At 62.1% G+C, this 26,188-nt stretch carries 28 protein-coding genes; 19 read left to right on the top strand and 9 right to left on the bottom strand.

The features are described from left to right. Positions 1–28 precede the first annotated feature (28 nt). Both AB0N65_RS10530 and AB0N65_RS10535 read right to left on the bottom strand, forming a co-directional pair. The gene (locus AB0N65_RS10530; protein WP_364160859.1) at positions 29–481 is read right to left on the bottom strand and encodes a hypothetical protein; all 453 of its coding nucleotides are present in this window, start codon (positions 479–481) and stop codon (positions 29–31) included. 300 nt (positions 482–781) lie between these two features. Then, entirely contained in the window at positions 782–1,555 is a 774-nt protein-coding gene (locus AB0N65_RS10535; RefSeq protein ID WP_364160861.1) for a GAF and ANTAR domain-containing protein, read from the bottom strand. A 177-nt stretch (positions 1,556–1,732) separates the two neighbouring features. Between AB0N65_RS10535 and AB0N65_RS10540 the strand changes: the two genes are divergently transcribed. The 7 genes from AB0N65_RS10540 to AB0N65_RS10570 all read left to right on the top strand — a co-directional run bounded on the left by AB0N65_RS10540 (position 1,733) and on the right by AB0N65_RS10570 (position 8,812). Further along, positions 1,733–2,164 (top strand): hypothetical protein, encoded by a 432-nt coding sequence (locus AB0N65_RS10540; RefSeq protein WP_364160863.1) that lies wholly within the window; start codon positions 1,733–1,735, stop codon positions 2,162–2,164. A 65-nt stretch (positions 2,165–2,229) separates the two neighbouring features. Continuing rightward, positions 2,230–2,454: a hypothetical protein gene (locus AB0N65_RS10545; protein WP_364160865.1), complete on the top strand. Its 225-nt coding sequence runs from the start codon at positions 2,230–2,232 to the stop codon at positions 2,452–2,454. A gap of 439 nt (positions 2,455–2,893) precedes the next feature. Further along, on the top strand, positions 2,894–3,685 hold the full coding sequence (locus tag AB0N65_RS10550) for a DeoR/GlpR family DNA-binding transcription regulator (RefSeq protein ID WP_364160867.1): 792 nt from the start codon (positions 2,894–2,896) through the stop codon (positions 3,683–3,685). After that, positions 3,682–4,668, top strand: a complete 987-nt coding sequence (locus AB0N65_RS10555) for a 1-phosphofructokinase family hexose kinase (RefSeq protein WP_364160869.1) — start codon at positions 3,682–3,684, stop codon at positions 4,666–4,668. Before AB0N65_RS10550 ends, AB0N65_RS10555 begins: the two co-directional genes overlap by 4 nt. Before the next feature lie 2 nt (positions 4,669–4,670). After that, on the top strand, positions 4,671–6,722 hold the full coding sequence (locus tag AB0N65_RS10560; RefSeq protein ID WP_364160871.1) for a fructose-specific PTS transporter subunit EIIC: 2,052 nt from the start codon (positions 4,671–4,673) through the stop codon (positions 6,720–6,722). 56 nt (positions 6,723–6,778) lie between these two features. After that, on the top strand, positions 6,779–8,491 hold the full coding sequence (gene ptsP, locus AB0N65_RS10565) for a phosphoenolpyruvate--protein phosphotransferase (protein ID WP_364160873.1): 1,713 nt from the start codon (positions 6,779–6,781) through the stop codon (positions 8,489–8,491). A gap of 45 nt (positions 8,492–8,536) precedes the next feature. Then, positions 8,537–8,812: an HPr family phosphocarrier protein gene (locus AB0N65_RS10570; RefSeq protein WP_364160875.1), complete on the top strand. Its 276-nt coding sequence runs from the start codon at positions 8,537–8,539 to the stop codon at positions 8,810–8,812. 33 nt (positions 8,813–8,845) lie between these two features. Here the strand turns inward: AB0N65_RS10570 and AB0N65_RS10575 are convergent, their stop codons facing one another. After that, a complete protein-coding gene (locus AB0N65_RS10575; protein ID WP_364160877.1) occupies positions 8,846–9,802 on the bottom strand; it encodes a DNA topoisomerase IB in 957 nt (318 codons plus the stop codon). Positions 9,803–9,838: 36 nt separating this feature from the next. Continuing rightward, complete coding sequence (locus AB0N65_RS10580) at positions 9,839–10,318, bottom strand: DNA starvation/stationary phase protection protein (protein WP_364160879.1); 480 nt, start codon at positions 10,316–10,318, stop codon at positions 9,839–9,841. Between the two features lie 311 nt (positions 10,319–10,629). Between AB0N65_RS10580 and AB0N65_RS10585 the strand changes: the two genes are divergently transcribed. Beyond that, entirely contained in the window at positions 10,630–10,800 is a 171-nt protein-coding gene (locus AB0N65_RS10585; protein WP_018778938.1) for a hypothetical protein, read from the top strand. Between the two features lie 157 nt (positions 10,801–10,957). Here AB0N65_RS10585 and AB0N65_RS10590 read toward each other — a convergent pair whose 3' ends face one another. After that, the gene (locus AB0N65_RS10590) at positions 10,958–11,236 is read right to left on the bottom strand and encodes a hypothetical protein (RefSeq protein WP_364160881.1); all 279 of its coding nucleotides are present in this window, start codon (positions 11,234–11,236) and stop codon (positions 10,958–10,960) included. A 115-nt stretch (positions 11,237–11,351) separates the two neighbouring features. On the opposite strand from AB0N65_RS10590, the gene AB0N65_RS10595 reads away from it, so the two are divergent. The 3 genes from AB0N65_RS10595 to AB0N65_RS10605 are packed head-to-tail and all read left to right on the top strand — an operon-like array spanning position 11,352 to position 12,890. Next, a complete protein-coding gene (locus AB0N65_RS10595; RefSeq protein WP_364160883.1) occupies positions 11,352–11,885 on the top strand; it encodes a DUF6328 family protein in 534 nt (177 codons plus the stop codon). 3 nt (positions 11,886–11,888) lie between these two features. Next, positions 11,889–12,599: a DUF6766 family protein gene (locus AB0N65_RS10600; RefSeq protein ID WP_364160885.1), complete on the top strand. Its 711-nt coding sequence runs from the start codon at positions 11,889–11,891 to the stop codon at positions 12,597–12,599. Positions 12,600–12,623: 24 nt separating this feature from the next. After that, positions 12,624–12,890 carry a Rho termination factor N-terminal domain-containing protein gene (locus AB0N65_RS10605; protein ID WP_364160887.1) on the top strand — a complete coding sequence of 89 codons (267 nt, stop codon included), beginning with the start codon at positions 12,624–12,626 and terminating at the stop codon, positions 12,888–12,890. A gap of 85 nt (positions 12,891–12,975) precedes the next feature. Here the strand turns inward: AB0N65_RS10605 and AB0N65_RS10610 are convergent, their stop codons facing one another. Further along, entirely contained in the window at positions 12,976–13,668 is a 693-nt protein-coding gene (locus tag AB0N65_RS10610; RefSeq protein WP_364160889.1) for an FCD domain-containing protein, read from the bottom strand. A gap of 245 nt (positions 13,669–13,913) precedes the next feature. Between AB0N65_RS10610 and AB0N65_RS10615 the strand changes: the two genes are divergently transcribed. The 4 genes from AB0N65_RS10615 to AB0N65_RS10630 all read left to right on the top strand — a co-directional run bounded on the left by AB0N65_RS10615 (position 13,914) and on the right by AB0N65_RS10630 (position 18,308). Beyond that, positions 13,914–15,131 (top strand): aminotransferase class V-fold PLP-dependent enzyme, encoded by a 1,218-nt coding sequence (locus AB0N65_RS10615; RefSeq protein ID WP_364160891.1) that lies wholly within the window; start codon positions 13,914–13,916, stop codon positions 15,129–15,131. 70 nt (positions 15,132–15,201) lie between these two features. Next, the gene (locus tag AB0N65_RS10620; protein ID WP_364160893.1) at positions 15,202–16,497 is read left to right on the top strand and encodes a sugar ABC transporter substrate-binding protein; all 1,296 of its coding nucleotides are present in this window, start codon (positions 15,202–15,204) and stop codon (positions 16,495–16,497) included. Between the two features lie 6 nt (positions 16,498–16,503). Then, entirely contained in the window at positions 16,504–17,475 is a 972-nt protein-coding gene (locus AB0N65_RS10625) for a sugar ABC transporter permease (protein WP_364160895.1), read from the top strand. Further along, positions 17,472–18,308: a carbohydrate ABC transporter permease gene (locus AB0N65_RS10630; RefSeq protein ID WP_364160897.1), complete on the top strand. Its 837-nt coding sequence runs from the start codon at positions 17,472–17,474 to the stop codon at positions 18,306–18,308. Before AB0N65_RS10625 ends, AB0N65_RS10630 begins: the two co-directional genes overlap by 4 nt. Before the next feature lie 90 nt (positions 18,309–18,398). Here AB0N65_RS10630 and AB0N65_RS10635 read toward each other — a convergent pair whose 3' ends face one another. Then, a complete protein-coding gene (locus AB0N65_RS10635; protein ID WP_364160899.1) occupies positions 18,399–19,265 on the bottom strand; it encodes a Ku protein in 867 nt (288 codons plus the stop codon). Positions 19,266–19,303: 38 nt separating this feature from the next. Between AB0N65_RS10635 and AB0N65_RS10640 the strand changes: the two genes are divergently transcribed. After that, positions 19,304–21,859: an ATP-dependent DNA ligase gene (locus AB0N65_RS10640; protein WP_364160901.1), complete on the top strand. Its 2,556-nt coding sequence runs from the start codon at positions 19,304–19,306 to the stop codon at positions 21,857–21,859. A 72-nt stretch (positions 21,860–21,931) separates the two neighbouring features. On the opposite strand, the gene AB0N65_RS10645 is transcribed toward AB0N65_RS10640, so the two are convergent. Further along, a complete protein-coding gene (locus AB0N65_RS10645) occupies positions 21,932–22,192 on the bottom strand; it encodes a hypothetical protein (protein ID WP_364160903.1) in 261 nt (86 codons plus the stop codon). Positions 22,193–22,263: 71 nt separating this feature from the next. Then, positions 22,264–22,491, bottom strand: coding sequence for a hypothetical protein (locus tag AB0N65_RS10650; protein WP_364160905.1), 228 nt, complete (start codon positions 22,489–22,491; stop codon positions 22,264–22,266). Between the two features lie 254 nt (positions 22,492–22,745). On the opposite strand from AB0N65_RS10650, the gene AB0N65_RS10655 reads away from it, so the two are divergent. The 3 genes from AB0N65_RS10655 (at position 22,746) to AB0N65_RS10665 (ending at position 26,162) form a co-directional block, all read left to right on the top strand. After that, positions 22,746–23,519, top strand: a complete 774-nt coding sequence (locus tag AB0N65_RS10655) for a putative protein N(5)-glutamine methyltransferase (RefSeq protein WP_364160907.1) — start codon at positions 22,746–22,748, stop codon at positions 23,517–23,519. A gap of 274 nt (positions 23,520–23,793) precedes the next feature. After that, a complete protein-coding gene (locus tag AB0N65_RS10660; RefSeq protein WP_364160909.1) occupies positions 23,794–25,413 on the top strand; it encodes an MFS transporter in 1,620 nt (539 codons plus the stop codon). Between the two features lie 452 nt (positions 25,414–25,865). Then, positions 25,866–26,162 (top strand): hypothetical protein, encoded by a 297-nt coding sequence (locus tag AB0N65_RS10665; RefSeq protein ID WP_364160911.1) that lies wholly within the window; start codon positions 25,866–25,868, stop codon positions 26,160–26,162. Positions 26,163–26,188: the final 26 nt, after the last annotated feature.

The following is a 26,188-nucleotide window of genomic DNA, read 5'->3' on the forward strand; positions in this document are numbered from 1 at the left end:
CCCATGATTGTGAAATTAGAGCTGGCGGCTATCCGACGTGACGGGGAACCTCCATCTGGAAACCGCACCGGCAGTGCAGCACCTGCGTTTGCAGGTAGACATCCAGCAAGCTCGGGCTGCCCGGATCTTCAGTGGTCCGGGGTGCCTCGATGACCCGCTCGGTGGGGCGGCCCAGCGTCATGGGTTCGCCGCAATGCGTGCAGCTGAACCAAAGGCCGGCTGCGGACGTGGACAGGAACTCGGTTTGGATCTCCGGGATCAGCTCCTCAAGGCGGACTGCGTGGGCGTAGAAGGTATCGCACTCACTGCAGGTGTAGCTGACTTCAACAACTTCGGACTGGTTTGGTTCTGCTTCTACGACGGTCTCTATGAAAATGTACGAATCTGTGTCACAAACTGTGCACCAGGGCCGGGTGCCGGTGTCCGCAATTGCGGGTGTCGCCCCGGGTTTGGGGGCGGGTATCGGGGATCCAAGCGTCATTGCCATTCTCCTTTTATGCACGTATCCACCGTGAGGTGGTTTCCGACAACAGTCCTAAATGGGGACACACCTGAACAGCGTCGGGAGAAGCGGAATGCTCCTTGTGGAAGCCTGCATGCGGTGCACGGGGCGAGCCGGCCGATAGTGGCCACGGCTATGAAGTGCAGTTCTTGGACCATCCGGGATGGTTCCAGGTCATGAGGTTCCAAGGGCTATCTGCTTAACCCACCTATGAATGTAGTTCACAAGTGGCGGGCGTCACAAGTGAGCAACATCCCGGGGGGCCAGGCGGAGTCTACGTTACGGCTTGAAATGGGAGGCCGGCGCTTCGCTGCCCACAGCCTTGATGAGCTGCTCCGCAACGTCACGCAGCTTCTGGTTCCGGCCATTGGATGCCTTGGTCAAAATCTTGAAGGCCTCGTCCTGGCTGCAGCGGTTTTGCCCCATGATGATGCCGCAAGCGAGGTCGATCACGGTACGGGAGCGCATGGCTCGTTGGAGATCGTCTGCATGTTGCTGCTTGGTGCCTATGCGCACGGCCAACCGCAGTGAACGCTCCGCCTGGCTGGCATAGAGTTCGCAATTCCGGATGGTAACGGTGTCAAATGCCCTCGCCTGCGGAGCGAAGAAGTTCAGTGCGGCCGTGGCCCCTTCATCCAACTCCAAGGGAACACAGAGAGCGGAAAGATGCCCCCGCTCCGCAATCACGGCGCAGTAGTCCCGCCATCGCCACTCGCTGGAGGTGTCCGGGACAAGAACCGTGGCGCCGGTCCGCATGGCCTCAAGGCAGGGCCCGTCGCCGTAAGCTTGCTGGACTTCGTCGATCAATCTGGCCTCGTGATTGTTCCCCGCAACAGTGATGGAGCGGTGCCGCCGGCTCAAGGTGATGCCGCAGAGCACGTTCATGCCAACGGCTTGAGAGGCTGCGTCGGCAGAGAAAACGGCAAGCTCTTCAAGGAAGCCGCCAACGTCCTCGCTGTCAATGACGAGGTCCTGCAGCTGCTCCGGCACTGAAGCTTCGTCCGACGCTGAAACGTAGTCGGGCACCTCAATTTCAACGCGAATTTCCTTCATGCCTCAGTCTAAGTTCGCCCGGGATCAATGGCGCGTCCTTTCCGGAAGAAGCGCCAGAATCCTTGCATCTGCGGTGCACCTATGTGCACAATCTTGCTACGGTCCGCGTCGACGGGCCCAGTGGTTTTTTAGCTCATGAAGCCGGGCGCCAACGTTTCCTTGCCGAGGTGAACAGCCATGCCCGCCCAGCCCGCGTCGAGAGTTCCGGACGAAGCTCATCAGCCGCCCGATGAACCACTTTGGTGTGCGCATTGCAATACCGACCAGCACCTTCTGGTCAATTCCATCCAGTCCCACTACCCGCCGGCACCCAACACCGTGGACGTCGCCTACGAATGCAGGGCCTGCAGGTACTCCTACGAGCAGACCGCCAGCGTCCAGCGGGTAGCTGTTGTCTTGAACCGCCCGGGCATCTCGCAGGGCGTACTGCAGTTCGGCGGCCAGTACCTGCATTGTGGCGAGCCCATGAAAACCAGGAGCTGCGAATTGCGCACCATCGAGGCTTCGCTGGCTTTGCAACCTGGCCGGCCGGTGCGGGTCTATGAGGTCTACATCAATACACGCGTCCTCGGATGCAAGTGCGGTTTCCGTATGGAAACACCCGACTGAGGGGCTGGACTACGCGGGAGTAGCAAAGCGCAGCAGTATCCGAAGGACCCAACCGGAGAGAAGATATGACAGCAGAGAAGCCAAGGAAGAAGTCACTGGCGACGAGTTCCGAAGCCACACGCGGCAGCAAGCACCAACTCCCGGATCCCCCCGATCCGGACAACCTTCCCATTGATTACCTGGGCAGCGGCTGGGATTCCAGCAAGTTCCCCAGCAGTACTCCCCGGAGCCTGCGGCCACAGATCCTGCGCCCCCAGCACCACGGCCACCGAAGGAGCGTCACGCCGTGAGTGGATTCCCGTCGGACCCTGCACCCGAACGGGAACCCGCGCCCAACCGCGGGCCGGGACCCACGCCGGAGCCGGTCCCGCTGCCGGAACCCGGGCCGCCCCCTGTTCCGGAACCAACACCGTCACCTGACCGGCCGGGAGAACCGCCGAAGCCCAGCTCTTAACGGTCGAACAGCCACCGCTTCGGCACACCCCATGGACCGGGTCCCGGCAAATCCCCCAGTCAGGACCCGACGAGGGCACGTCGCGCTACAGGGAGCGCGGCGTGCCCCTTTTTAAGCCTTCTTACACCACTCCAGCCTTCCATCATCTTTGTTTATGTTGGTTTCTATTGACTTACCAACACAAACAAAGATAGAGTCAAGCAATTCCACATCGTTGTGACAGCAGTCACGGGGGTGGCTGCTCCGCATTATGGCTTTACCGCAATGGAGGGTAAGTGTTCGCAGAAGAGCGCCAACAACTGATCTCCGCACTCGTCGCAGAGCGCGGACGGGTGAGCGTCACCGAACTCGCCGACCGTTTCAGCATCACCACTGAAACCATTCGCCGCGACCTCGCCGCCCTTGAGGTATCCGGGAACCTGCGCCGGGTCCACGGCGGGGCCGTACCCACGGACCGTTTGAGCACCCGCGAGGAAAGCATCCTTGAGCGCGCCATCCAACGCCAAACAGAGAAGCTCCGCATCGCTGCCGCCGCGCTGTCACTTATCCCCGAGCTCACCACGGGAAGCATCCTGCTGGACGCCGGCTCCACCACCGAAACACTCGCGGACCTCATCGCCCAGCGGACGCCGGCGTCGAACCCCAATGAAGAACTCGTGGTCATCACCCACGCCATACCCATTGCCGGAAAGCTTTCCTCCACACCCGGCGTCGCTCTCCAAATCCTGGGAGGCCGCGTCCGTGGACTGACCCAGGCCGCAGTGGGGCAGTCCACGGTGGAGGCTGCGTACAAGCTCCGACCCGATATCGCCTTCGTGGGAGCCAATGGCATCCACGCGACCTTTGGGCTGAGCACGCCCGATACCGAAGAAGCCGCAGTCAAGGCTGCCTTCGTGAAGTCAGCCCGCCGCGTCGTGGCACTGGCCGATTCTTCCAAGCTGGACGCCGAAACACTGGTCCAGTTCGCCACTTTGAAGGATGTTGACACGTTGATCACAGATCAGGAACCCTCCGCGGAACTTGCCGCGGCACTCGCCGACGCCGGTGTGGACGTGGTGATCGCATGATCGTCACCCTGACTGCCAACCCCAGCCTTGACCGCACCGTGGAACTCCCTGCCGTCCTGGCGCGCGGAGAAGTGCAGCGCGCGGTCGCCGTCCATCAGGAATCCGGTGGAAAGGGCGTCAACGTGTCCCGGGCGCTCGTGGCCTCCGGCCTCGAAACCGTTGCGGTCCTGCCGGGCGCCGACTCGGATCCGGTCCTTTCCGGACTGCACGACGCCGGTGTGCCGTTTGCGTCGCTCCCCATCGGTCAGGCGCTGCGCAGCAACGTCACGCTCACCGAGCCGGACGGCGTCACCACCAAGATCAACGAACCCGGCCCGGAACTGAGCGGTGACCAGCAGGAAGCCCTGATCGGGCTGCTGCTGGAGCGCTCCCGTGGCGCCAGCTGGGTGGTTCTCGCGGGATCGCTCCCACCAGGAGTTCCTGCGGATTTCTACGCCACGATCGCCCGCCGGCTGCGGTCGCGGAATGACGGAACGGCAGCCCCCGGCATCGCCATCGACTCATCCGGAGCGCCCCTTGCGGCAGCTTTGGAAGGCGAAACCGACGGGAAGCCGGACCTCCTCAAACCGAACGCGGAAGAGCTCGCAGAGCTCGCAAGTGCCGCCGGCTTCACCAACGTCTCCACCGCTGACGAGTTGGAAGCAGACCCGGTGAAAGCCGCCCGGGCTGCTGCCGCCGTCGTAAACAGCGGTGTTGGCGCAGTTCTGGCAACGCTCGGGTCCAAGGGCGCGATCCTTGTGACGGCGGACGGAGCGTGGCTCGCCACGCATCCGCCCATCCAGGCCGTCAGCACGGTGGGTGCCGGGGACTCCGCATTGGCCGGCTACTTGCTGGCCGCCACCCAAGGTGGGTCCCCCCAGGACTGCCTTCGTCAGGCCGTGGCACATGGTGCCGCTGCTGCTTCGCTGCCGGGCTCCACTGTCCCTGCAGTCCACCAGACAACCCCAGACGCCGTAACCATCACGGCCCTCCAGAAGGATTAACAGTGACCCAGCTGATCACAACCGAACTGGTCACCCTCGACCAGAACATGGGCGACTCCCCTGCCGACGTCATCCGCATCCTGGCCGGCAAAGTTGCCGCCGCTGGCCGTGCCTCCGAGATCGAAGGCCTCTTCACGGATGCCTACGCCCGTGAGCAAAAAACGGCAACCGGCGTTCCCGGCGGCATCGCCATCCCCCACTGCCGTTCGGCTGCCGTCACGGAGCCCGCACTGGCCATGGCCCGCCTGTCCCACAAGGTGGATTTCGGCGCCAAGGACGGCCCGGCAGACCTCATCTTCTTCATCGCAGCTCCGGAGGGCGCAGACCAGGAACACCTGAAGCTGCTCTCCAAGCTGGCACGATCCCTCATCAAGAAGGACTTCACGGCAGCGCTCCGCGCGGCGTCAACTCCGCAGGAGATAGTGGCGCTGGTGGACGGCGCCTTGGCGGACAAGCCCACGGCTGCCGCACCTGCCGCGTCCGCCGCGCCGGCCGCTGGAGCTACTGCCGCCGGGCGCACGACGACGGCTGCCGCACCCAAGCGCCTGGTAGCCGTCACCGCATGCCCCACCGGCATCGCCCACACGTACATGGCAGCAGACTCGCTGGTTGCTGCGGCCAAGGAAGTCGGCGTGGACCTGCAGGTGGAAACGCAGGGTTCCTCCGGCGCGAAGCCGCTGGACCCGGCGGTGATTGCTGCGGCTGACGCGGTGATCTTCGCCGTCGACGTCGATGTTCGCGGAAAGGAGCGCTTCGCCGGCAAGCCGGTGGTCAACGCTCCCGTCAAGCGCGGTATCGACGAGCCGGAGAAGATGGTCCAGGAAGCGTTGGCTGCAGCGGATAACCCGCACGCCCACCGCGTTCCGCATTTTGGTGCCGAGGAACAGGCCGAGCGGGCTGCGGAGGAGAAGAGCGAGCACATCGGCCAGAAGCTGAAGCGCGCACTCCTCACCGGTGTTTCCTACATGATTCCGTTCGTGGCCGGTGGCGGCCTGCTGATCGCGCTGGGCTTCCTCATGGGCGGCTACCTGATCACTGATTTCGCGGACAAGATCGTCCTGGAGAACAGCATCTTCAACCTGCCCACGGAGTTCCCGGAGAATGCCTGGGGACCGCTAGGTGCCTACCTCGGTGCTGTCCTGTTCAAGATCGGTGGGCTGTCCCTTAGCTTCCTGGTCCCGGCGCTTGCTGGTTACATCGCGTATGCGATCGCGGACCGCCCCGGCATTGCTCCCGGATTCGTGGCCGGTGCTGTTTCCGGGTTCATGGGCGCAGGCTTCCTTGGAGGCATCGTCGGCGGTCTGCTCGCCGGATATGTTGCGTACCAGTTGGGCAAGCTCAATGTCGCCCGCTGGCTCCGGGGCTTGATGCCCGTGGTGATCATCCCGCTGATCGCCTCCCTGGTGGCATCCGGCTTGATGTTCCTGATCCTCGGCGCTCCGATCGTGGCCCTGACAAATGCCCTGAACACCGGCCTCTCCGGGCTCACAGGCGCAGGTGCAATCCTCCTCGGCGTCATCCTCGGCCTCATGATGTGCTTCGATCTCGGTGGACCCGTCAACAAGGTTGCCTACTCCTTCGCTGTTGCCGGCCTGGGCACCGCCACCGTAGCCAACCAGGCACCGTGGCAAATCATGGCCGCAGTGATGGCTGCGGGCATGGTTCCGCCGCTGGCGATGGCCTTGGCTACCGTCCTGAACAAGAAGCTCTTCTCCCTGGCAGAGCGTGAAAACGGCAAGGCTGCCTGGCTGCTGGGTGCCTCGTTCATCTCCGAAGGCGCCATTCCGTTCGCAGCTGCCGATCCGCTCCGTGTCATTCCCGCGAGCATGGTGGGCGGCGCTGTAACGGGCGCACTGTCCATGGCATTCGCTGTCACATCCAAGGCTCCCCACGGTGGCTTGTTCGTGTTCTTCGCCATCGATAACTTCCTGCTCTTCTTCCTGTCGATCGCCGTCGGCGTCGTGATCACGGCACTCCTGGTCATCGCCCTGAAGCGCTGGGCAGTCAGGAAGCCGGTAGAAGCTGAGGCCGTACCGGCCACCGCAGGCGTCTGACCCACTCCAGTCCGCCCTAGCCCAGAAGTACGTAAGCAAGCAGAGGAACCAGATACATGCAGACCTTCTCAGGCGTCGGCGTAGCCCCCGGGCGCGTCCTGGCACCGGTACGGCAGATGCCCAAGCCGGTTCAGGAACCGCACCCGAACGTGAACATCCCGGCCGACGTGACGGTTGAGTCCCAGGCGCAGCGCATCAAGGACGCGGCCAAGGCCGTCCAGGCAGAACTGCGCGAGCGGGCGGCATCCGCCAACGGTGAAGGGAAGCAAGTTCTGGAGGCCACAGCATTGATGGCCGCCGATCCCATGTTGGTGAAGTCGGCCATCAAGCTGCTCTCCCCCGAGGCCCCGGGCGGTGCGAGGACTGCTGAACGGGCCATCTGGGAAGCCGGCGGCACGGTTGCGGAGACCCTCAAGGGACTCGGTGGCTACATGGCTGAGCGGGTAGCGGATGTCCTTGACGTCCGGGCGCGCATCGTGTCCGAACTTCGCGGTTTGCCCGCCCCGGGCATCCCCGCTTCGGAGGTTCCGTTCATCCTCGCGGCGGAAGACCTGGCACCCGCGGACACGGCAACCCTTGATCCGTCCAAGGTGGTTGCCCTGATCACCTCCAGCGGTGGGCCCCAGTCGCACACGGCCATCCTCGCCCGTGCATTGGGCCTACCCGCCGTGGTTGCCGCCGTGGGCGTGGACGGGATCGCAGACGGCACGGACGTGTACGTCGACGGCGCTGCAGGCACCATTACCGCCGAGCCCGGTGAAGACCTGCGCTTGGCGGCCAAGGCCTGGGCCACGCAGGCTTCCACGCTCGCTGGCTTCAGCGGCAACAACACCATGGCCGACGGCTTCCGGGTGCCCTTGCTGGCGAACGTAGGAACCGGTACGGATGCGGTCAAGGCCGCCGAAGCCGGGGCCGAGGGCGTCGGGCTCCTGCGTACGGAATTCTGCTTCCTGGACCGCGATGACGAGCCCACAGTGGAAGAGCAGATCTCCGCCTACGGTGCGGTATTCGCTGCTTTCCCGGGCAAGAAGGTCGTGGTCCGCACGTTGGATGCCGGTGCCGACAAACCCCTGCCCTTCCTCACCAACGCCGACGAACCCAACCCGGCACTCGGGGTCCGCGGCTACCGCACCGACCTCACCTCCCCGGGGGTGCTCGAGCGGCAACTGGAAGCCATCGCCGCGGCTGAGGCAGCCAACAGCGCCGACGTTTGGGTCATGGCACCCATGATTTCGACGGCGGAGGAGGCTGCGCGGTTCGCCTCGCTGTGCGCCGCGGCCGGCTTGAAGACCCCGGGCGTGATGGTCGAAGTGCCATCCGCCGCACTGACCGCCGCGACCGTTCTTCGCGAAGTCAGCTTCGCGTCGCTGGGCACCAACGACCTCACCCAGTACGCCATGGCCGCGGACCGGCAGTTGGGGCCGCTCGCCACCCTGAACGATCCGTGGCAGCCAGCCGTCCTGCAACTGGTCAAGCTAACGGCCGACGGCGCCACGCTCGCCAGCGGTGCTAGCGGCGCGCCCAAGCCGGTTGGCGTCTGCGGTGAGGCAGCCGCGGACCCGGCCCTCGCCGTCGTACTTGTTGGCCTGGGCGTAGCGACACTGTCCATGAGCGCCCGGGCGCTTGCCGCCGTCGCAGCCGTCCTTGCCACTGTCACTGTTGCCCAGGCGCAACAGCTCGCGACTACCGCCCTTGCCGCCCCGAGTGCCTCTGCGGCACGCGCCGCAGTCCGGGCCCAGCTCCCCATCCTGGACGAGCTCGGGCTCTAGACTTCCCACAAAGCCGGACTCAACCACACCACCTAAGGAGCACCAATGCCCGAACGTACAGCTACCATCGCAAGCCGCGTCGGACTCCACGCCCGCCCGGCAGCCATTTTCGCCGAAGCCGCAGGCGAACTGGACCTCGAGGTCACCATCGCACGCCAGGGCGAGCCCGCGGACGACGCCATGGACGCTGCCAGCATCCTGTCCCTCATGAGCCTCGGCGCCGAGCACGGCGACGTAGTGGTGCTGCGGGCCGAAGGAGAAGGCGCAGACGCAGCACTGGACAGCCTCGTGAAGATCCTGGAAACGGACCACGACGCTTAGTCGGAACAAATCAGGCGGCCCGCGGACCCCTCCCTAGCTCTGCTTTTCGATCAAGAAGGCAGCAATGGAGGGTTCCGTGGGCTTCACTGTTTGGAGCTCACCACCGAGGTAGGCCTCCACGATCCTCGGATCCACATAGGAGGTGCGCGCTACGGTGGGCGTGTTGCCAAGCAGTGCCGCGGCCTCTTTCATTGCCTTCACCAAGGCCTGGGGCCGCGTCATGGTCCCCTCCGACTTCAGCAGGCTCAGGGCCGCAGCCGCTGTCCCCTTCCACGTCCGGAAATCCTTGGACGTATAGGCAGCTCCGGCGATCCCGCGCAGGTACTCGTTGATCATCGACGCGTCCAAGGGAACCCAGGACCCATTGTCCTTGTAGGCCAGGAGGCGCTCCTTGCCGGGTCTCCGCGCCAGGGGTTCAAGGAAGGTCGCTAGCGCGGGGTCGTTAATTGACGTGTCCCACCATTGGCCGCTCTTGCCGGGGAACTTCAGGGATACCGCGTTGTCTTTGACCCGGGCGTGCCGGCAGCGCAGGGTTGTGAGTCCGTAGGAGCCGTTCTGGCGCATGTACGCCTCCGAACCGACACGCAGGGCGCCCAGGTCCATGAGCCGCACGGCGGCCGCCAACGTTTGTTGCTTGGGCGAGGTAGCGTCCTTCAAGTGCAACGTGACCGTTCGGCGCACGGAAGGGAAGACTGAGCCGAGTTCGGCTGCGCGCTGGAACTTCTCGCTGTCTTTGCGTTCGCGCCAACGCGGGTGGTAGATGTACTGGCTTCGGCCCGCTGCATCTACGCCCGTGGCTTGAATGTGGGCATTCTCGTAGGGGCTGATCCACACCTCGGTCCACGCAGGAGGGATCGCCAGCGCGTTGATGCGCTGGCGATCCTCCGGTGCAACCAGCGTTCCGTCAGGGTGACGGTAACTGAATCCCTTTCCGGACCGGCGCCGTACGATGCCGGGCTTGGACAGGTCGCTTCGCCTTAGCCGTGGCATGTTGGATGCGCCTGGCTGCAGTCGTGCTTCGGCCGCTTACGCTTCGTCCGGATCCGTGACCGCAGCCCCTGCGTTCATGATTTCCGCGTTAATCATCCAGACGAACTGCTCTAGGCGTGCTATGAACTCGTGCAGCAGGTCCGCCGTGGTGGGGTCTTCCTCGTCGACTTCGTCGTGGACGTCGCGCATGGTCTGCACCGCGCGTTCCACGCGGTCGGTGATCAGCTTGACGGCGTTCTTTGTGGTAACCAGGCCGCCGGGGAATTCCTCGAGCCTGGTTCCCTTGGCAATGGTTGCGCTTCGGCCGTCCGGCAGGGCGTGGAGGGCCCGCATGCGCTCAGCTGTATCGTCGGCAAACTGGCGGGTAGCGACGACGAGTTCGTCCAGTTGGAGGTGGAGGTCCCGGAAGTTCGGGCCCACGATGTTCCAGTGTGCCTGCTTGCCTTGGAGCTGTAGCTCGATGAGGTCGGTCAGGACGATTTGAAGGTTGTCAGCAAGCTGCTGTGACGCTTTCATTTGTTCCTCTCTTGGACGGTCGCGTGGGCGAAAAACCTTGACGCCAAAATTTCTGGGCGGTAGGTCAATCATCGAGTGACGACGTGAATAACTCTTTCATAAGGTTGCTTAGTAGTACAATGAAGAGTGTCGCTGTTCACAACTGGCGAACTCGCCCCTTGGCGAAGACCGGAAGTGATAGCGATTAAAGGCACTTGGAGACGATGGGGCGCCTCCTGATGCTGGAACAACTCAATTGAAGTAAGTAGGAATGCATAGTCAGGAATCCAAAAGATTCTTTGCGGATTCCCCCAGAAAGGAATGTGCTGACCATGAACACGCTTCTGATTATTGCTGGTGTAGTGGCAATTGTCCTTCTTCTTGTGGGCGGCTTCTCGCAAGCCCTGAACTGGCTGCTGTGGGTAGGCGTCGTGCTCCTCGTCATCGCAGCAATCGGCTGGCTGCTCAGCTTCATGTCGGGCCGCAGGGGTCACACGGTATAGAGAGCGCGCCGCGAACATTGACCCGAACCGGCCGTCCATAACGGCCGGCACGCCCTGAATATCCGCGGAACGCGAGGGCTGTCCCCGCTGCAGCAAAGGCTGCAGCAAGGGGGCAGTCCTCCACCGCTCTTGGGATGTGAAACTGGATACCCACAAATTATTGTTGGGGCTGACCGCCAGTACTTGGCGGCGGAGCAGCATCAGGATCCTGCGGGGTGGGGAACTCATGCGGTGCCGGGGGAACCGGAGACGTATCCGGATCCTCCGGAGTGGGACTGCCTTCAGGTGGCTCCCCCGGGCCGGGAGACGTTCCGGGTGCCGGTCTTTCCGGCGTTTCACGTTCCGAACCCTGCCCGGGCAATTCCTGCTCCGGAGTGGGTGTACCGTATCCGCCGGCGGCTTCGTCCGGGTCTACGCGGTGCTCGTCCTGATTCATTTCTTCCTCCTTGGAAATCCTTTGAGGCCCCACAAATTGTTCGAGGAATGCTGACAGTTCGACCGTAGTCCGGTGTATCGTCAGCGTCCACCAATACCTATCCGGAGGTGCACGAATGGTAGAGCCAGAGCAGGCTCCCAGAACGGGCAGGAACGAATCCACCGAAGAGCGGATGGACCGCAATTGGATGGAATTGATCCAGGAACTGCGCGTACTCCAGACCGGTGTCCAGATTCTGGGTGGTTTCCTGCTCACACTGCCGTTCCAAGAGCGGTTCGAGGATCTGGACGACTGGCAGCGGGGGCTCTACCTCTTCAATGTCATGGCGGCAGCACTCACCACGTCCCTGATTGTGTTGCCGGTCAGTGTCCACCGCAGGCTGTTCCGCCAAGGGCTCAAGTCGACGCTGGTTTCCAGCGCAAACATCGTCACCAAGTTCGCGCTGTTCGGTGTTGCCATCCTTATCGTCGGCTCAGCGTCCTTGGTGTTCGATGTGGTGGCGGGCAGGACGGCGGGCCTTGTATCAGGAGGTGCCATCATCCTGGTCCTGTTGGTGCTGGTGCTGGGAACGCCTATTTGGCTGCATCGACGCGCCGTCCGCAACGGTAACGGCAACGGTAATGGGAGTGGTCCGGGCAAGGAGGTATAGGCCATGCTGCGACCAATCAAGCACCAGGAAGCCTCAACGAAGGGAGGACCTGTGCGTCAATGGATCAAAGAGCACGGATTACTGCTCGTGAACGCGGGGCTGTTCGTCGCGTTCCTTGGTGGCATGGTGGTCTCCGGTGCTGCGAGCTACAGCGAAGAGCAACAATCCCATGGACAGCCGCCCATGGGCATTCTGGAGTATGTGGGCACCGGCCACTTCGTTGAAGCCGTCTTCGAGAACTGGGAGTCGGAGTTCCTTCAGATGGCCATGTACGTGGTGCTGACTGTGTTCCTGTTCCAAAAAGGTTCCTCCGAGTCCAAGCCCATGGGCAAGCCCGCTCCCCAGGACGAAGACCCGCGTGAAGCCACGAAGTCCGCAAAAACCCCTTGGCCCGTGCGCCGCGGTGGTTGGGCGCTGAAAGTGTACGAGCATTCCCTTTCCTTGCTGTTTGCCCTGCTCTTCCTGGCCTCGATCACGGTGCACGCCATCGGCGGCACGGCGGCCTACAACGAGGAGCAAGTCAGCCACGGCCTTCCGGAGGTGTCCTTGTTGGAGTACATCGGGTCCAGCCAATTCTGGTTTGAGTCCTTCCAGAACTGGCAGAGCGAGTTCCTTGCTGTTGCAGTCCTCGTGTGGGCATCCGTCTACCTCCGTCAAAGGGGCTCGCCTGAATCCAAGCCAGTAGCTGAGCCACATTACGAAACCGGCGCCTGATCGATAAGAGAAAAGACGAACGCCATGCCTGGTAAGAAGAATTCCAGCCTGAAAGACCCAAAGCTTTACGAGGAACTCCGCGATGACGGAGCGTCCAAGGAGAAAGCAGCCCGCATCTCCAACGCCGCCGCAAACCGCGGCCGCAAGGAAGTGGGCCGGAAGGGCGGCAAGTCCGGCGATTATGACGACTGGACCGTAGACAAGCTCAAGTCCCGCGCCAAGGAACTGGGCATCAAAGGGTACTCGGGGAAGAAGAAATCCGAAATCATCTCGATGCTGCGGAACCACTGATCCCACCCAACTAGGTCGCATTTAAGCGCGTTTAGACCTCTCTAAACGCGCTTAAATGCGACCTAGTTGGGAGGACGACGCCGGCTCAGTCGCTGAGCCTCGGGGCAGGCCTCAATCTTTTGAGCCAGGCTTCGGTCTGGGCAATGTGTGCTGCCATCGCAGTCGCGGCAAGCGTCGGGTTCCGCTGCACGATGGCGTCCACGATCGCAGCATGGCCTGCGGTGCTGCCCTCCCGCACAGTGGTGCCCTCATCGCCGTCGAAAATATGGAAGTGGCCACCTCGGGAACGGAAGAGGCGCACCAAGCCGGCCAGGGTGGAGTTACCGCTTGCACGGCAAATTTCCTCATGGAATTGGGAATCAAGTTCGGAGTATTCGGACGGGTTGTCCGTGCCATCCATTCTGGCCACCAGAGCCGTCAGGGAAGCCAAGGCAGCCGGTGTTGCGTTGGCGGCGGCTGCCGACGCCGCGTGCGATTCCATCAAGCGGCGGATTTCGAACAGCTCCAAAAGGCCGTCCAATGGAAGCAGATCGACCAGCAGCGCGAAGTTCTGGAGGATGACCGTCGGCTCCAAAGACGAAATGTAGGTCCCTGAACCGTGTCGTGACTCCATGATCCCAAGCGCTGACATGGCGCGGACAGCTTCCCTCAGGGAACTCCTGGAAACTCCAAGTTGGGCACACAGCTCAGCTTCCGGAGGGCATTTCTGACCGGGCACCAGTTCACCGGAAGCGATCTTGTTCCGCAGTCCCTGCATCGCCGTTTCAACAGCACCCAATTAACCGCCTCCTCCAGACTCGGTACACGCTACAGCACCGGGGCCACTCCGTAGCGGTATGACGTGGTTGTCAGACTTCCAAGAGAGATACATCGTATCTCTTATGCAATTTGCGGGCTATATCTCGCCGAAATACAGCTGTTTTGGAAAAGTCATCTTATGTCTTTGGGAAGTTGTCTGTTGTCTTGACCCGGGGTGTGAGGTAACTTACAGACAGTCCCGCCTCTCCGAGCAAGAAGGCCCCTGTGTACCCAGCCAGCAACCTCACGGCTCCCCGTCCCATGATGAATCCCGACGGCGCCCCCTCCTCTTCTGATTGGAGCCTCGCTCCCTCCAAGGTCCACCTGAATCACGGCTCCTACGGTTCCGTTCCCCGCGCTGCGCAGGAATACCAACTGGAACTCAAGGCCCGTATGGAAGCGAACCCCTGCACGTGGTTCATGGGGCAATACAACGCAGTGGCGGCAGCGCGCACGGATGTTGCCGCGTTCCTCGGAGTCGAAGCCCAGGATGTCGCCTTGGTCCAAAACGCCAGCGCCGGAATCAGCGCCGTATACAACTCGCTGGCATTAGCCCCGGGTTCGGAGATAGTGATGACGAACCACGCCTACGGAGCCGTGTTGCATGGCGCCTACCGCGTGGCCCGCAAGCACGGCGGCAGGGTCCGGGTCGCGGAAGTCCCGCTGGATGCGGACGCAGTGACCGCAACGTCCCTTGTCATGGCAGAAGTCAGCGACCGGACGGCACTCATAGTGGTGGACCAGATCACCTCGGCGACAGCACGGGCATTCCCAGTGGAGGCCATTGCCGAGGCAGCCTCTGCAATGGACGTTCCAGTGCTCGTAGACGGGGCCCACGCGCCGGGCATCGTGGAATTGCCCGTTCCCTCCTTTGATGGCTTCTGGGTTGGCAACCTCCACAAGTTCGCTTGCGCACCCAGGGGCACGGCCGCCCTCGTCGCCCGCGGCGAGCGCGCCGGCACACTGACCCCGCTCATCGATTCGTGGGGTTTTCCGCACAGCTTTCCGGAGAACTTCGATCACGTCGGAACCCAGGACGTGACGTCTTGGATGGCGGCCCGCAAATCATTCGACACCATCAGTGAACGGTACGGATGGGAAACGTTCCGCACCTATGCCACTGCGCTCTGCGACTACGGCGAATCCCTCATCAGCACTGCCTTCGCGGACCTCACAGGGCAGGACCACACGGTGGAGGTCGGCATGCCCGTGGGACCGATGCGCTTGCTCCGCTTGCCGGAGGGCCTTGCCACAACGCATGAAGATTCGCATAACGTGCGGGCCTTCATTTCGGAAGAACTGGACATCGAATCCGCCGTGACCACTTTTAACGGAGAAGGCTTCCTGCGACTTTCCGCGCACCTGTACAACTCGCCGAAGGACTTTGAAATCTTCGCCGGTATAGCCGTTCCCGAACTCGTGCGGCTCGCACGATCCCTCTAGACACCACCTGCCGTCGCCGCTTGGTCGACGCACCCGTTTGTCCGTCTCAACCAATTAACGGAGGACCCACGTGAAATCCAGAATTATGGCGTCTGCGGCAGCAGGCCTGGCCGCTGTTCTAACCCTTGCCGGATGCGGCGGCGGCCAGACTGCTGCCGAAGGCAAGGTCACTTTGAAGATGGTGGAAAGCCTCACCAATCCGACCAGGACGGAAACCCTGAAGAAGCTCATTTCGGGCTTTGAGAAGGAAAATCCGGACATCAAAGTCGACCTTATTTCGCCTCCGACCGATCAAGCCGACCAGAAGATCCAGCAGATGCTCCAGTCCGGCAAGGGCATCGACGTCGTGGAAGCACGTGACATCACGGTGGGATCCTTCGGTGCCAACAATTGGCTCTACGACATGACCAAAGACCTGGACGGCTGGGATGGCTGGAACAACCTCACGGAAAACGCGGTCACGTACTCCAAGCAGAACGGCAAGACCTACTACATCCCTTACGGCTTCTACGGCCTTTCCCTCTTCTATCGCTCCGACCTCGTCAAGGACGCCGGATTCGACGGTCCCCCCAGCAGTTGGTCAGAGATGGCCGAGCAGGCTGCAGCGCTGAACAAGCCTGCGGAGAACAAGTTCGGCTACGCCTTCCGCGGGGGCACCAACGCCAACTCCAACGCCGTGGCCATCATCGAGGCCTACGTAGCCGACGAGATCGACCGCGAAAACGCCTTCAAGCTCACCAGCGGCAAGACGATCTTTTCCTCCCCCAAAGCCCAGGAAGCCATGGACCTCTACATCGACCTCTTCAAAAAGGGATCCCCGCCGTCCTCCGTGGCCTGGGGCTACCCGGAGATGGTCCAGGGCTTCAGCAACGGCTCCACGGCCTTCCTGCTGCAAGACCCTGAGGTCATTGCCACAGTGAAGGAATCACAGGCCATTAAAGAAGACCAATGGAACGTCGCGCCGCTGCTGGTGGGCCCCGGTGGTAAAGCCGTCCAGCCGGTAGCCTCCGCTGGGTGGGGTATCGCCGAGTCTTCAAAGGCAAAGCCCGAGGCAGTCAAGCTCATAAAGTACTTGGCTCAGGGGGACGCCGCCACTACCTTCAGCAAGGACAACAGCCTTGTCCCCATCCTGAAATCCGCTGCACAGGACACCTTCTACAGCACTGGCCCATGGGCTGCCTACGTCAAGATGACGGAGAACCCTGACACCTATGTTTCCGCCATCCAGCCACGCAGCGTGTCCTGGTGGACGGAGTGGATCAAGAAGTCTGACGGCGAATTGCAGCGGGTGCTCACGGGGCAGATGACCACGGCCGAGTTGCTGTCCAGCTGGGACACGTATTGGACCGAAAAGATGAAGGGATAGCTTCCCGTGAGTCTCGACCTCAAGCGGGCCGCGCCCACTCCACCGGGCCGAAAGACCGGACCACCTGGCCCGGGCAGCGGCAACCCGGCCAAGCGACGGTTCAGCGCCCGGACAGCCTTTACCTTGCTGGCTTTCCTGGCGCCGGCAGCTGTGTTCGTGGGGGTCTTCACGTACTACCCCATGATCGCAGGCAGCCAAATGGCGTTCCGTAACTGGAACCTGAATGATCTCTCGGACACGTCGTGGGTTGGTTTTGCCAACTTCCAGAGCCTGTTCGATGCTCCCGAATTCGGAACGATCATCCGCAACACCGTGGTGTGGGTTGTGGGCTCCCTGGTACCGCAGGTGGTCATCGGCTTCGCAGTGGCGCTGTTCCTGAAGCGGCGATTCAAGATGCGCGGTGCATACCAGGCCATGATCTTCTTTCCATGGGCCGTATCCGGATTCCTCATCGGCATGCTTTTCCGGTGGATGTTCAACGCCGAATTTGGTGTGGTCAATGACCTGCTGATGAAAGCGGGGCTGATCAGCTCGCCCATCCCGTGGTTGTCAGACCCGGGCTTCGCCATGACGGCCATCATCATTGCCAACATTTGGTACGGCGTGACGTTCTTCGCCATCATGATCCTCGCCGCGTTGCAGTCGGTCTCCGACGAAATGTACGAGGCAGCCGCCCTGGACGGTGCCGGGAAAGTGCGGACGTTCTTCAGCATCACGCTGCCGAGCATCGCCACCACCCTGGCGCTCACCATCCTTTTGCGGGTGATCTGGATCTTCAACTTCCCGGACATCATTTTCGCCATGACGGGCGGCGGGCCGGCCGATCAAACCCACATCATCACCACGTACATGATCAAAATTACCCAAGAGGGCGACTACGGCAGGGCATCCGCCCTCGGCTTGATCGTGGTGGTCACCCTCATGCTGTTCGCAGTCTTCTACCTCATGGCTGTCCGCTTTCGAAAGGGAGCCCGATGATCAACAGTCCGACGCTCGCAGGCAGGGTTTCCAAGGTTGTTTTTCTTGGGTTGTGCCTGATCGTCACCGTTTTCCCGCTGTACTGGATCGTGGTGACGTCCTTGAAGGAACCGGGGGCCATCTATTCGCTGCCACTGGATTACTGGCCGCGGCAACTGTCCTTTGACAACTACATCGGGCTTTTCACGAAGTCGGACTTCGGCCAGTACATGCTCAACAGCCTGGTGGTGGCGTTGGTGGCCGCGTCGGTGGCAACGCTGATCTCGCTGCTCTCCGCTTACGTCCTGGCCCGCTTCCATTTCTCCGGACGGGGCGCGGTGCTGGGGGCGTTCCTGGTGACGCAAATGATCCCTGGATTCATTGCCTTGGGCCCGCTCTACCTCATGATGACCGACTTCGGGCTGGTGGATTCCAAGACCGGGCTCATCTTGATCTATATTGCGATCTGCATTCCGTTCTGCACCATTATGCTTCGGGGATTCTTCGAGAATGTTCCTGACGCTTTGGAGGAAGCCGCCATGATTGATGGCTGTTCCAGGATGGGTGCACTCTTCAAAGTGATTGTTCCTGTGATGCTGCCCGGAATTGCTGCGAGTTTCGTCTTCAACTTCGTCAACTGCTGGAACGAGTTGTTCTTGTCCGTCACGTTGATGAACAGCGACAGCAACAAGACGATCCCGACGGCGCTGGCCGGCTTTATTTCCAGCTTCAACATCGATTGGGGTTCCATGTCCGCTGCCGCGGTTCTGACGGTGGTTCCAACGCTGGTAATTTTCGCCTTCGCCAGCAAGTTCATCGTTCAGGGACTCACTGCGGGTTCAGTCAAAGGCTGAGGCGAACTTCCCCAACTGGGTAGCAATTGTGCGCGTTTACAACGCCCTAAAAGCGCTTAAATGCGACCCAGTTGGGAGTACGACGCCGGGTCAAGCCTTTTTCTTGGCCCGCGTCTTTGGCTTGCTGGCAGTTTTGGTGGCGGCAGCGTCGTCGTCGGCGGCTTTTTCCTTCCCGCGTTTCTTGTCCAGGCTGCGCTTCAGCGCTTCCATGAGGTCGATGACGTCGCCGCCCTCGCCTTCGCCTTCCACGGCGCCAAACGTGGCTTCCGTGTCCAGGGCTTCGCCCTTCTCCAGCTTGGCCTCAATCAGGGTCCGCAACTGGACCTGGTAATCGTCCGTGTACTCATCGGGGTCGAAGTCGTGAGCCATGGAGTCCACCAAGGCGGAGGACATCTCAAGCTCTTTGTCCGAGATCTTGATGTCCGTTTCCAGGGAAGGGAATTTGGCTTCACGGACCTCGTCGCCCCAGAGCAGCGCCTGGAGCAGCAGCACATCGCCGCGAACCCGCAAGGCACCCAGCCGGGTTTTCTGACGCAGGGCGTACTGGACGATCGCGATTCTGTCCGTGTCCTCCAGCGTTTGCCGCAACAGCATGTAAGCCTTGGGCGACTTGGAGTCCGGCTCCAGGAAATAACTGCGCTCATACATGATGGGGTCCAGCTGCTCGGCGGGAATGAACTCCACCACCTCGATTTCGCGGCTGTTCTCCTCCGGCAACGACTTGAGCTCCGCCGCTGTGAGGACTACGGTGCGGCCTTCCTCTTCGTAGGCCTTGTCAATGTCCTCGTACGCCACCACTTCGCCACAAATTTCGCATTTGCGCTGGTAACGGATGCGTCCACCGTCCTTATTGTGGACTTGATGAAGGCCAATATCGTGGTCCTCCGTGGCGCTGTAGAGCTTAACTGGTACGTTGACCAGACCGAACGCGATAGATCCCTTCCATATGGCCCTCATGCACCCAGTCAACAGCACAAGCCAGCAGAGGAGAAGAGGTGGCAGGCAAGCAGAAGGAACGTGTCGTCGTCGAGGGCCATGAGCTGACCCTCACGAACCTGGGCAAAATCATTTACCCGGAAACCGGCACCACCAAGGCCGAGGTCCTTGAGTACTACGCCGCGGTAGCCCCGTTCCTCATCCCCGCGGCAGCCAACCGGCCGGTGACGCGCAAGCGCTGGGTCAACGGCGTGGGCACGGCGGGGGACCCCGGGGAGGTGTTCTTCCAAAAAAACCTTGAGGACTCGGCGCCTAAGTGGATTCCGCGTGCCACGATCCACCATTCGGACCACACCAACGACTACCCCATGGTCAACAACCTCGCGACGCTTACGTGGATGGCGCAGATCGCGTCGTTGGAGATCCACGTCCCGCAGTGGCAAGTGGATCCGGCCGGCAATCCGCTGCGTCCGGACCGTTTTGTCCTGGACCTCGACCCCGGCCCTGGCGCCGGCCTTCCCGAGTGCGTGGAAGTGGCCAAGCTTGCCCGCTCCATACTGCAGGACATGGGGATGGAGCCCGTGCCCGTCACCAGCGGGAGCAAGGGCATCCACCTTTACACAGGCCTCGAGGGGACGCTGAAGTCGGAGCAGGTTTCGGCGTTCGCCCATGAACTGGCACGCGCGTTGGAATCGGACCACCCGGAGCTCGTGGTCAGCGACATGAAGAAGTCCCTCCGGCACGGCAAGGTGCTGGTGGACTGGAGCCAGAACAGCGGCAACAAAACCACCATCGTGCCTTACTCCCTGCGCGGCAAGGCACATCCCACCGTTGCAGCGCCGCGAACGTGGCGGGAATTGTCCTCGGCTTCCCTGGACCACCTCGATTTCACGGCCGTGATGAAGCGGGTCAAGACAGGCAAGGACCACTTCGCGGCGATCTCCTCCCGCCATTTGCCCCCACACGGTGAAGATGAGGACGACGACGGCGGCATCCGGTCCGGCGGTTCCGCCGCCTCACGCGGGGGTACTACGGGAATTCGGGAGCGGGTGGTGACCGTCGAGGACCGCCTCGCCAAATACGTCGGGATGCGCGATCCGGGCAAGACCCCGGAACCGTTCCCGTCGTCGTCGAACTCTGCACCAGGCGACCACGCACTGCAGTCCTCCTCCGGGCAGCCGAAGCCAGGCGACCCTCCCCCGCCGGGCGGAATCTTTGTGATCCAGGAACATCATGCCCGGCGCTACCACCTTGACCTGCGCCTGGAACGCAACGGCGTACTGGCCTCATGGGCTTTGCCGCGGGGCGTGCCGGAGACGCCGGACCGGAACAACCTGGCAGTGCACACCGAAGACCACCCCATGGAATACGCGGACTTCGCCGGCGTGATTCCCAAAGGTGAATACGGAGCCGGGACCATGACCATCTGGGACCGTGGCGAGTACACCTGCGAGAAATGGCGCGAGGGCAAGGAAGTGATCGCAACACTCACCGGCCAGCCCGGGGGCGGGCTTCATGGCACCAAACGCCTGGCCCTCATCAACACGGGCGACCGCTGGCTCATTCACCTCATGAAGGAACAGCCCGGAGGCCGCCGACCGGCCAAGGCGCCCACGCGTCCGTCCGTACCGGCTGCGCCCGCGCCCCAGGCCATACCCAATTACACGCCGATGCTCGCCAGTTCGGGTTCCGTGGGCGAACTGCGCGGCGGTGACTGGCTGTATGAGCTGAAGTGGGACGGAATCCGGGCCCTCATCACGGGCACGGAAGGCAAGATCCGCTTGATGAGCCGGAACGGAAACGATCTCACAGCCACTTACCCGGAACTCACCAACCGGTCATGTTGGCCTCCCGGTGATTTCGTGGCTGATGGAGAAATCGTGGCTTTGGGGAAAGGGTCCCGCCCGGATTTTGGACGGCTCCAACTCCGCATGAACCTGGTCAAGGCGGCGGACATCGAACGGGCACGCGCGTCTGTTCCGGTCCGCCTCATGCTGTTTGATCTCTTGTACGACGGCGGCACGGACCTCAGCAGCTTGCCCTTCCGCGAGCGTCGGGAACGGTTGGCCGCTTTCGCGGGACGACTTCCGGGAGGCTGCCCCCTTCATGTCTCCGAGGTGTTGGACCACGACGTCGAGGACCTGATGACGAGCGCCGGGGAACTTGGCCTCGAAGGGGTCATGGCAAAGAAGGCCGACAGCCGGTACGTCATCGGGCGCCGCAGCAGGGCCTGGCTCAAGCTCAAGTTGGAGCAGAGCCAGGAAGTGGTGGTCGGCGGATGGAGGCCGGGTTCCGGCGCACGGAGCAAGACGGTGGGTTCGCTGCTGCTGGGGATCCCGGAAGGGGGCAGGCTGCGCTACGTAGGCAGGGTGGGGACAGGCTTCAACGACTGGCAGTTGCGGGATGTCGTGGAGAAGCTTGAGCCCTTGGCGACACCCGACTCCCCGTTCCTGGACATACCCCGCGAGGACGCAGCCACGGCCCGCTGGGTGGCGCCGGACTTGGTCGCCGAGGTGACGTTCGGCAATTGGACCGGCACGGGCAGGCTGCGTCATCCCGTGTGGCGGGGTTGGCGTCCGGACAAGTCCCCTTCAGACGTGACCCAGCCCAACTAGGTCGCAGTTGTGCGCGTTCTGGACGTCCAAAACGCGCGCTGCTGCGACCCAGTTGGGCCGGGACGGTGCGGGTTAGGAGGAGTGCGGCATCTGCGGACGGCTGGTCCGGTGAATCGCCGTTACTGCAGCGCCTTGGCCCATGCGTCCGTGGGCGTGGTCGCGCTCCTTCGGGTGCCGGCGCTTGCCGTTTCCGTCAGGCCATTGCTTGCCTTGGTCCATGCCCAGGGCAACTGCAATGGTGGCCGGCTCCGGCATGGGGGCCATGTCCATGGACTCCACCAAGTGGCTTGCGACCTCGGGATTGATGCTTTGGGCGTCATGATTCGCGGTCATGGTTCTTCCTTTCTGCACTGAAACGAAGGGATCTTCAATTTTAGGTCCGGAGAAGGCTGATGTCTGCAGGGCTACCACCGGACCTTTTTCATCGTTTTCGCTTGCTTCCCGCTGGCGGCAGTCGGCTTGTGTCCTTTGCCGGTGCTCTGCCAGCCGGCGGGGGCACCGCCGCCTGACTTGCTCGCGAGCATGGCACGCTGGGCATCGGTGAGCTTGGACTTGATGCCGCCCGAAGCGACGGTCCCGTTCTCTTGGCTCCCGTTCTCCCGGGTGTTGTGGTCTGAAGGATTGGCAGTCATATGGACTCCTAAGAAATGTGAGTCCTGAAGAGACACTGATCCCATGGCGCTGGTCCGAAGGTACTGGCTTCGAAAAAAGGGTCGACAACGGGAACGGCATGGAGGCAAGGCCTCTACAGGCGTGGATTTTTGTGATGTGGAGACGCGGCGAAGGCCGGTCTACTCAAAAATCAGTGTTCCCATGCGTCATACCCTAGCCAAGACCCGGCGCATTTGTGAACCCCTCGGCGGGACGGCTTTGCTAGCATGCGAGGATGCCCGAGGGATCCTCGATTGTCAGTACCCTCCGTTCCGCTGGCTGCGTTTTCGCCGAAGACGAAGCCCGGCTCCTTCTCGACGCCGCCCACACACCGGACGAGCTTGACCGCATGGTGGAACAGCGGGTCAATGGGCTGCCCCTCGAACACATCCTCGGTTGGGTGGACTTCTGCGGGAGCCGTATGGTCATCCGGCGCGGGGTTTTCGTTCCACGACGTCGCACGGAGTTCCTTGTGCGCCAGGCGGCGATGATCGCTAAACCGGGTGCCGTCGTCGTCGATCTTTGCTGTGGCTCGGGCGTTATCGGGGCTGCGCTCAGCGACTTCCTGGCGAGTTGCGAACTCTACGCGACGGATATCGATCCCGCGGCGGTCGATTGCGCGCGCCGCAACGTGGAGCCCCGAGGGGGCCGGGTTTTTGCCGGCGACCTTTACCACGCCCTCCCCCGCCAACTCCAGGGTCGGGTGGACATTGTGCTGGCCAACGCACCGTATGTGCCGACGCGGGCGATCGGGATGATGCCGCCGGAGGCGCGGCTGCACGAACCGTTGGTGGCGCTCGACGGCGGTACTGACGGTTTGGATGTCCAACGCCGGGTTGCGGAGCACGCGGCTGATTGGCTGGCGCCGGGTGGATCACTGGTGGTCGAAACCTCCGCGGCGCAGGCGTCGGAGACGTCGCTCCTACTGCAGCATTTTGGCCTGGCGACACGGATCGTGAGGGACGAGGACCTGGACGCCACGGTGGTACTTGGCCAGCTACGTCGATGAACCTCGATTCGTAAGGCGTTCGCCCCGAAACGCTCATGTTTCGTGGGCATAACCAAACAATTTGGTAACAAGGCGCACCCGAGGGCAACTTCCGCGTGATGACAGGGCAAAACCAAGCAATGAGATCCCCCACAACTAGGCAATTTGCACCCTTAAACTGCCCAAAAATCGGATCTCAACTCGGGTTTTCGGCCCAAACCCCGTAAAATTGAAACCCTGCCCGGAGCGGGGCAGCAGAAGTCGCAAGCAAATGACCTCCCTAGGAGAAGCCCAAATGCCCATAGACCCAAGCAACACCGTCTCTCCGGATGGCGCAAGGAACGCCGCCGGAATACAGGTAGCAGCAGCCCACACCGAGGCCGCTGCGAACGCACTAAAGACCAAGAAAACGAAGCTCCGCACCAAGCGCCGGTTGAAGGAATCCGACGTGAACGTGGTGGACCAGCCGATGCTGAAGAAAGCACTTGGCGGCACGATCGTCGGCAACACCATGGAATGGTACGACGTCGGCGTGTTCGGCTACCTCATTACCACCATGGGCCCTGTCTTCCTCCCCGAAGCAGACAAGTCCGTTCAGACACTGTTCCTTCTCGGCACCTTCGCTGCCACCTTCATCGCCCGCCCCTTGGGCGGCGTCGTCTTCGGCTGGCTCGGTGACAAAGTGGGCCGCCAGAAGGTGCTCGCAGCGACACTGATGCTGATGGCGGCAAGTACGTTCGCCGTCGGACTTTTGCCCGGCTACGCGCAGATCGGCATCTGGGCCGCCGCGCTGCTGGTGCTCCTGAAGCTCATCCAGGGCTTCTCCACGGGCGGCGAGTATGCCGGTGCCACAACCTTCGTAAGCGAGTACGCCCCGGACAAGCGCCGCGGCTACTTTGCCAGTTTCCTGGACATGGGCAGCTACATCGGCTTTGCGCTCGGCGCCGCCCTTGTGTCCGTCCTGCAGCTCACCCTCGGACAGGGCGCCATGGAGGAATGGGGCTGGAGGATTCCGTTCCTCATCGCAGGACCGCTTGGCCTGGTCGCCGTGTACTTCCGTAGCAAGATCGAGGAATCCCCGCAGTTCCAGGCAACCCTGGACGCGCAGGAAGCCCTTGCGAAGGACGCCGCTGCACAGGACAGTGCCGTCGCCAAGGGCCCCGTTGGCATCATCAAGGCCTACTGGCGCCAGATTGTGCTCGCCATGATTCTCGCAGCGGCAGCCAACACCGTGGGCTATGCATTGACCTCCTACATGCCCACGTACCTCACGGATTCCAAGGGCTACGACCCCGTCCACGGCACCCTGCTGACCATTCCCGTTTTGGTGATCATGGCGCTCTGTATCCCGCTGACCGGTAAGTTGTCCGACCGGACCGGCCGCCGTCCGGTGCTGTGGATCGGCGCAGGCAGCACCATCCTGTTCGCTGTTCCGGCGTTCATGCTCATCGGTATCGGCGACGTCTGGTCCACGCTGGCCGGCCTTGCCTTGGTCGCGTTCCCCGTGACGTTCTACGTCGCCAACCTCGCTTCCGCGTTGCCGGCTCTGTTCCCGACCTCCAGCCGTTACGGCGGAATGGGGATTGCCTACAACTTCTCTGTTGCGATCTTCGGCGGAACCACTCCGTTCATCGTGCAGGGACTCATTGCGGGCACAGGCGATGACATGATGCCGGCGTACTATCTGATGGCAACATCCATCGTTGGTGCGATTGCCATCTACTTCCTGCGTGAATCGGCCAAGCGTCCACTGCCTGGCTCCATGCCAAGCGTCGACACCCAGGCCGAGGCACGCGAACTCGTGGCGACACAGGACACCAACCCGCTCATCAACCTGGATGAAATGCCGTTCGACGGCCAGCCCATTGATGACGCAGTGTTCGGCGGCCGCGACAAGGACCTTGCTTCCGCCTAGGAACCACTTGCCTGCAACTTCTGCGCAGCGTTTCGGTTAGTTCGCGGCCAACAGCCGCCCACCGTAGCCACCAGCCCCCGGCGCTCTCCTTGGGGCAGGTGGCTACGGTCGTTAACGGGACCTCAGGGCTGCAGGAAATGCGACGGACAGCAGGACTCGGCGATCCGGAATGGTGGCTTGAATTTCGCCTGAATGGCGTAGTGACCTGTGCGCAGACGGCATGCAGGATTCATCATGGACTCTCCCCCTGAGTCGATCAAGACGTTTTATGAAACAGGAGTATCGTAGCGCAAACACCCGCCGCCGCAACCCGCTTTCCTTGACTTGACTTCCCGACTTTCTTCGGGAACGCTCATTCAGGGTTGTCCATGACCGGAATATTTTTCGGGCTTTGAATAACCGACTCATCACATTCATGTCCCTTGTTGGACCAAAATTGAAAGGGCATTCTCATGTCAACTACTGTTGATGGCGGTAAGCGCATTTTCGGTCGCACTCCGGCCCAGGTGGCGAAAATTGGAGGCGTCACCTTGGCCTTCTTTGCGACCTTGTCCGTGGCTTTCCAGGCTGTTGCTACGCTGGGTATTTCATCCGGCCTGGCAACCAACCTGTACTTTGCCTTGAACGCCCTCTCCTGGGCTGCCGCGGCGGCTGCAATCGTGGCTTCCTTCGGCATCGGAACGGCGCTTGCAGGGCTGATCTTCGGACTCGCCAAGAAGTGGGCCCTGAAGCAGTTCGTCGCTTGGTAAACCGCTGATCCGCGCCACATAACCCA

Origin of the sequence: Paenarthrobacter sp. NPDC089322, from assembly GCF_040684895.1 — a bacterium.
Taxonomy (GTDB): Bacteria; Actinomycetota; Actinomycetes; order Actinomycetales; family Micrococcaceae; genus Arthrobacter.

Excerpts from the sequence above, each read along its gene's own strand:
- AB0N65_RS10590 (WP_364160881.1), bottom strand. The coding sequence starts at position 11,236 with ATGAATCAGGACGAGCACCGCGTAGACCCGGACGAAGCCGCCGGCGGA.
- AB0N65_RS10655 (WP_364160907.1), top strand. The coding sequence starts at position 22,746 with ATGCCCGAGGGATCCTCGATTGTCAGTACCCTCCGTTCCGCTGGCTGC.
- AB0N65_RS10540 (WP_364160863.1), top strand. The coding sequence starts at position 1,733 with ATGCCCGCCCAGCCCGCGTCGAGAGTTCCGGACGAAGCTCATCAGCCG.
- AB0N65_RS10630 (WP_364160897.1), top strand. The coding sequence starts at position 17,472 with ATGATCAACAGTCCGACGCTCGCAGGCAGGGTTTCCAAGGTTGTTTTT.
- AB0N65_RS10650 (WP_364160905.1), bottom strand. The coding sequence starts at position 22,491 with ATGACTGCCAATCCTTCAGACCACAACACCCGGGAGAACGGGAGCCAA.
- AB0N65_RS10555 (WP_364160869.1), top strand. The coding sequence starts at position 3,682 with ATGATCGTCACCCTGACTGCCAACCCCAGCCTTGACCGCACCGTGGAA.
- AB0N65_RS10575 (WP_364160877.1), bottom strand. The coding sequence starts at position 9,802 with ATGCCACGGCTAAGGCGAAGCGACCTGTCCAAGCCCGGCATCGTACGG.
- AB0N65_RS10530 (WP_364160859.1), bottom strand. The coding sequence starts at position 481 with ATGACGCTTGGATCCCCGATACCCGCCCCCAAACCCGGGGCGACACCC.
- AB0N65_RS10605 (WP_364160887.1), top strand. The coding sequence starts at position 12,624 with ATGCCTGGTAAGAAGAATTCCAGCCTGAAAGACCCAAAGCTTTACGAG.
- ptsP (WP_364160873.1), top strand. The coding sequence starts at position 6,779 with ATGCAGACCTTCTCAGGCGTCGGCGTAGCCCCCGGGCGCGTCCTGGCA.
- AB0N65_RS10595 (WP_364160883.1), top strand. The coding sequence starts at position 11,352 with ATGGTAGAGCCAGAGCAGGCTCCCAGAACGGGCAGGAACGAATCCACC.
- AB0N65_RS10585 (WP_018778938.1), top strand. The coding sequence starts at position 10,630 with ATGAACACGCTTCTGATTATTGCTGGTGTAGTGGCAATTGTCCTTCTT.
- AB0N65_RS10645 (WP_364160903.1), bottom strand. The coding sequence starts at position 22,192 with ATGACCGCGAATCATGACGCCCAAAGCATCAATCCCGAGGTCGCAAGC.
- AB0N65_RS10635 (WP_364160899.1), bottom strand. The coding sequence starts at position 19,265 with ATGAGGGCCATATGGAAGGGATCTATCGCGTTCGGTCTGGTCAACGTA.
- AB0N65_RS10580 (WP_364160879.1), bottom strand. The coding sequence starts at position 10,318 with ATGAAAGCGTCACAGCAGCTTGCTGACAACCTTCAAATCGTCCTGACC.
- AB0N65_RS10570 (WP_364160875.1), top strand. The coding sequence starts at position 8,537 with ATGCCCGAACGTACAGCTACCATCGCAAGCCGCGTCGGACTCCACGCC.
- AB0N65_RS10545 (WP_364160865.1), top strand. The coding sequence starts at position 2,230 with ATGACAGCAGAGAAGCCAAGGAAGAAGTCACTGGCGACGAGTTCCGAA.
- AB0N65_RS10665 (WP_364160911.1), top strand. The coding sequence starts at position 25,866 with ATGTCAACTACTGTTGATGGCGGTAAGCGCATTTTCGGTCGCACTCCG.
- AB0N65_RS10600 (WP_364160885.1), top strand. The coding sequence starts at position 11,889 with ATGCTGCGACCAATCAAGCACCAGGAAGCCTCAACGAAGGGAGGACCT.
- AB0N65_RS10660 (WP_364160909.1), top strand. The coding sequence starts at position 23,794 with ATGCCCATAGACCCAAGCAACACCGTCTCTCCGGATGGCGCAAGGAAC.
- AB0N65_RS10535 (WP_364160861.1), bottom strand. The coding sequence starts at position 1,555 with ATGAAGGAAATTCGCGTTGAAATTGAGGTGCCCGACTACGTTTCAGCG.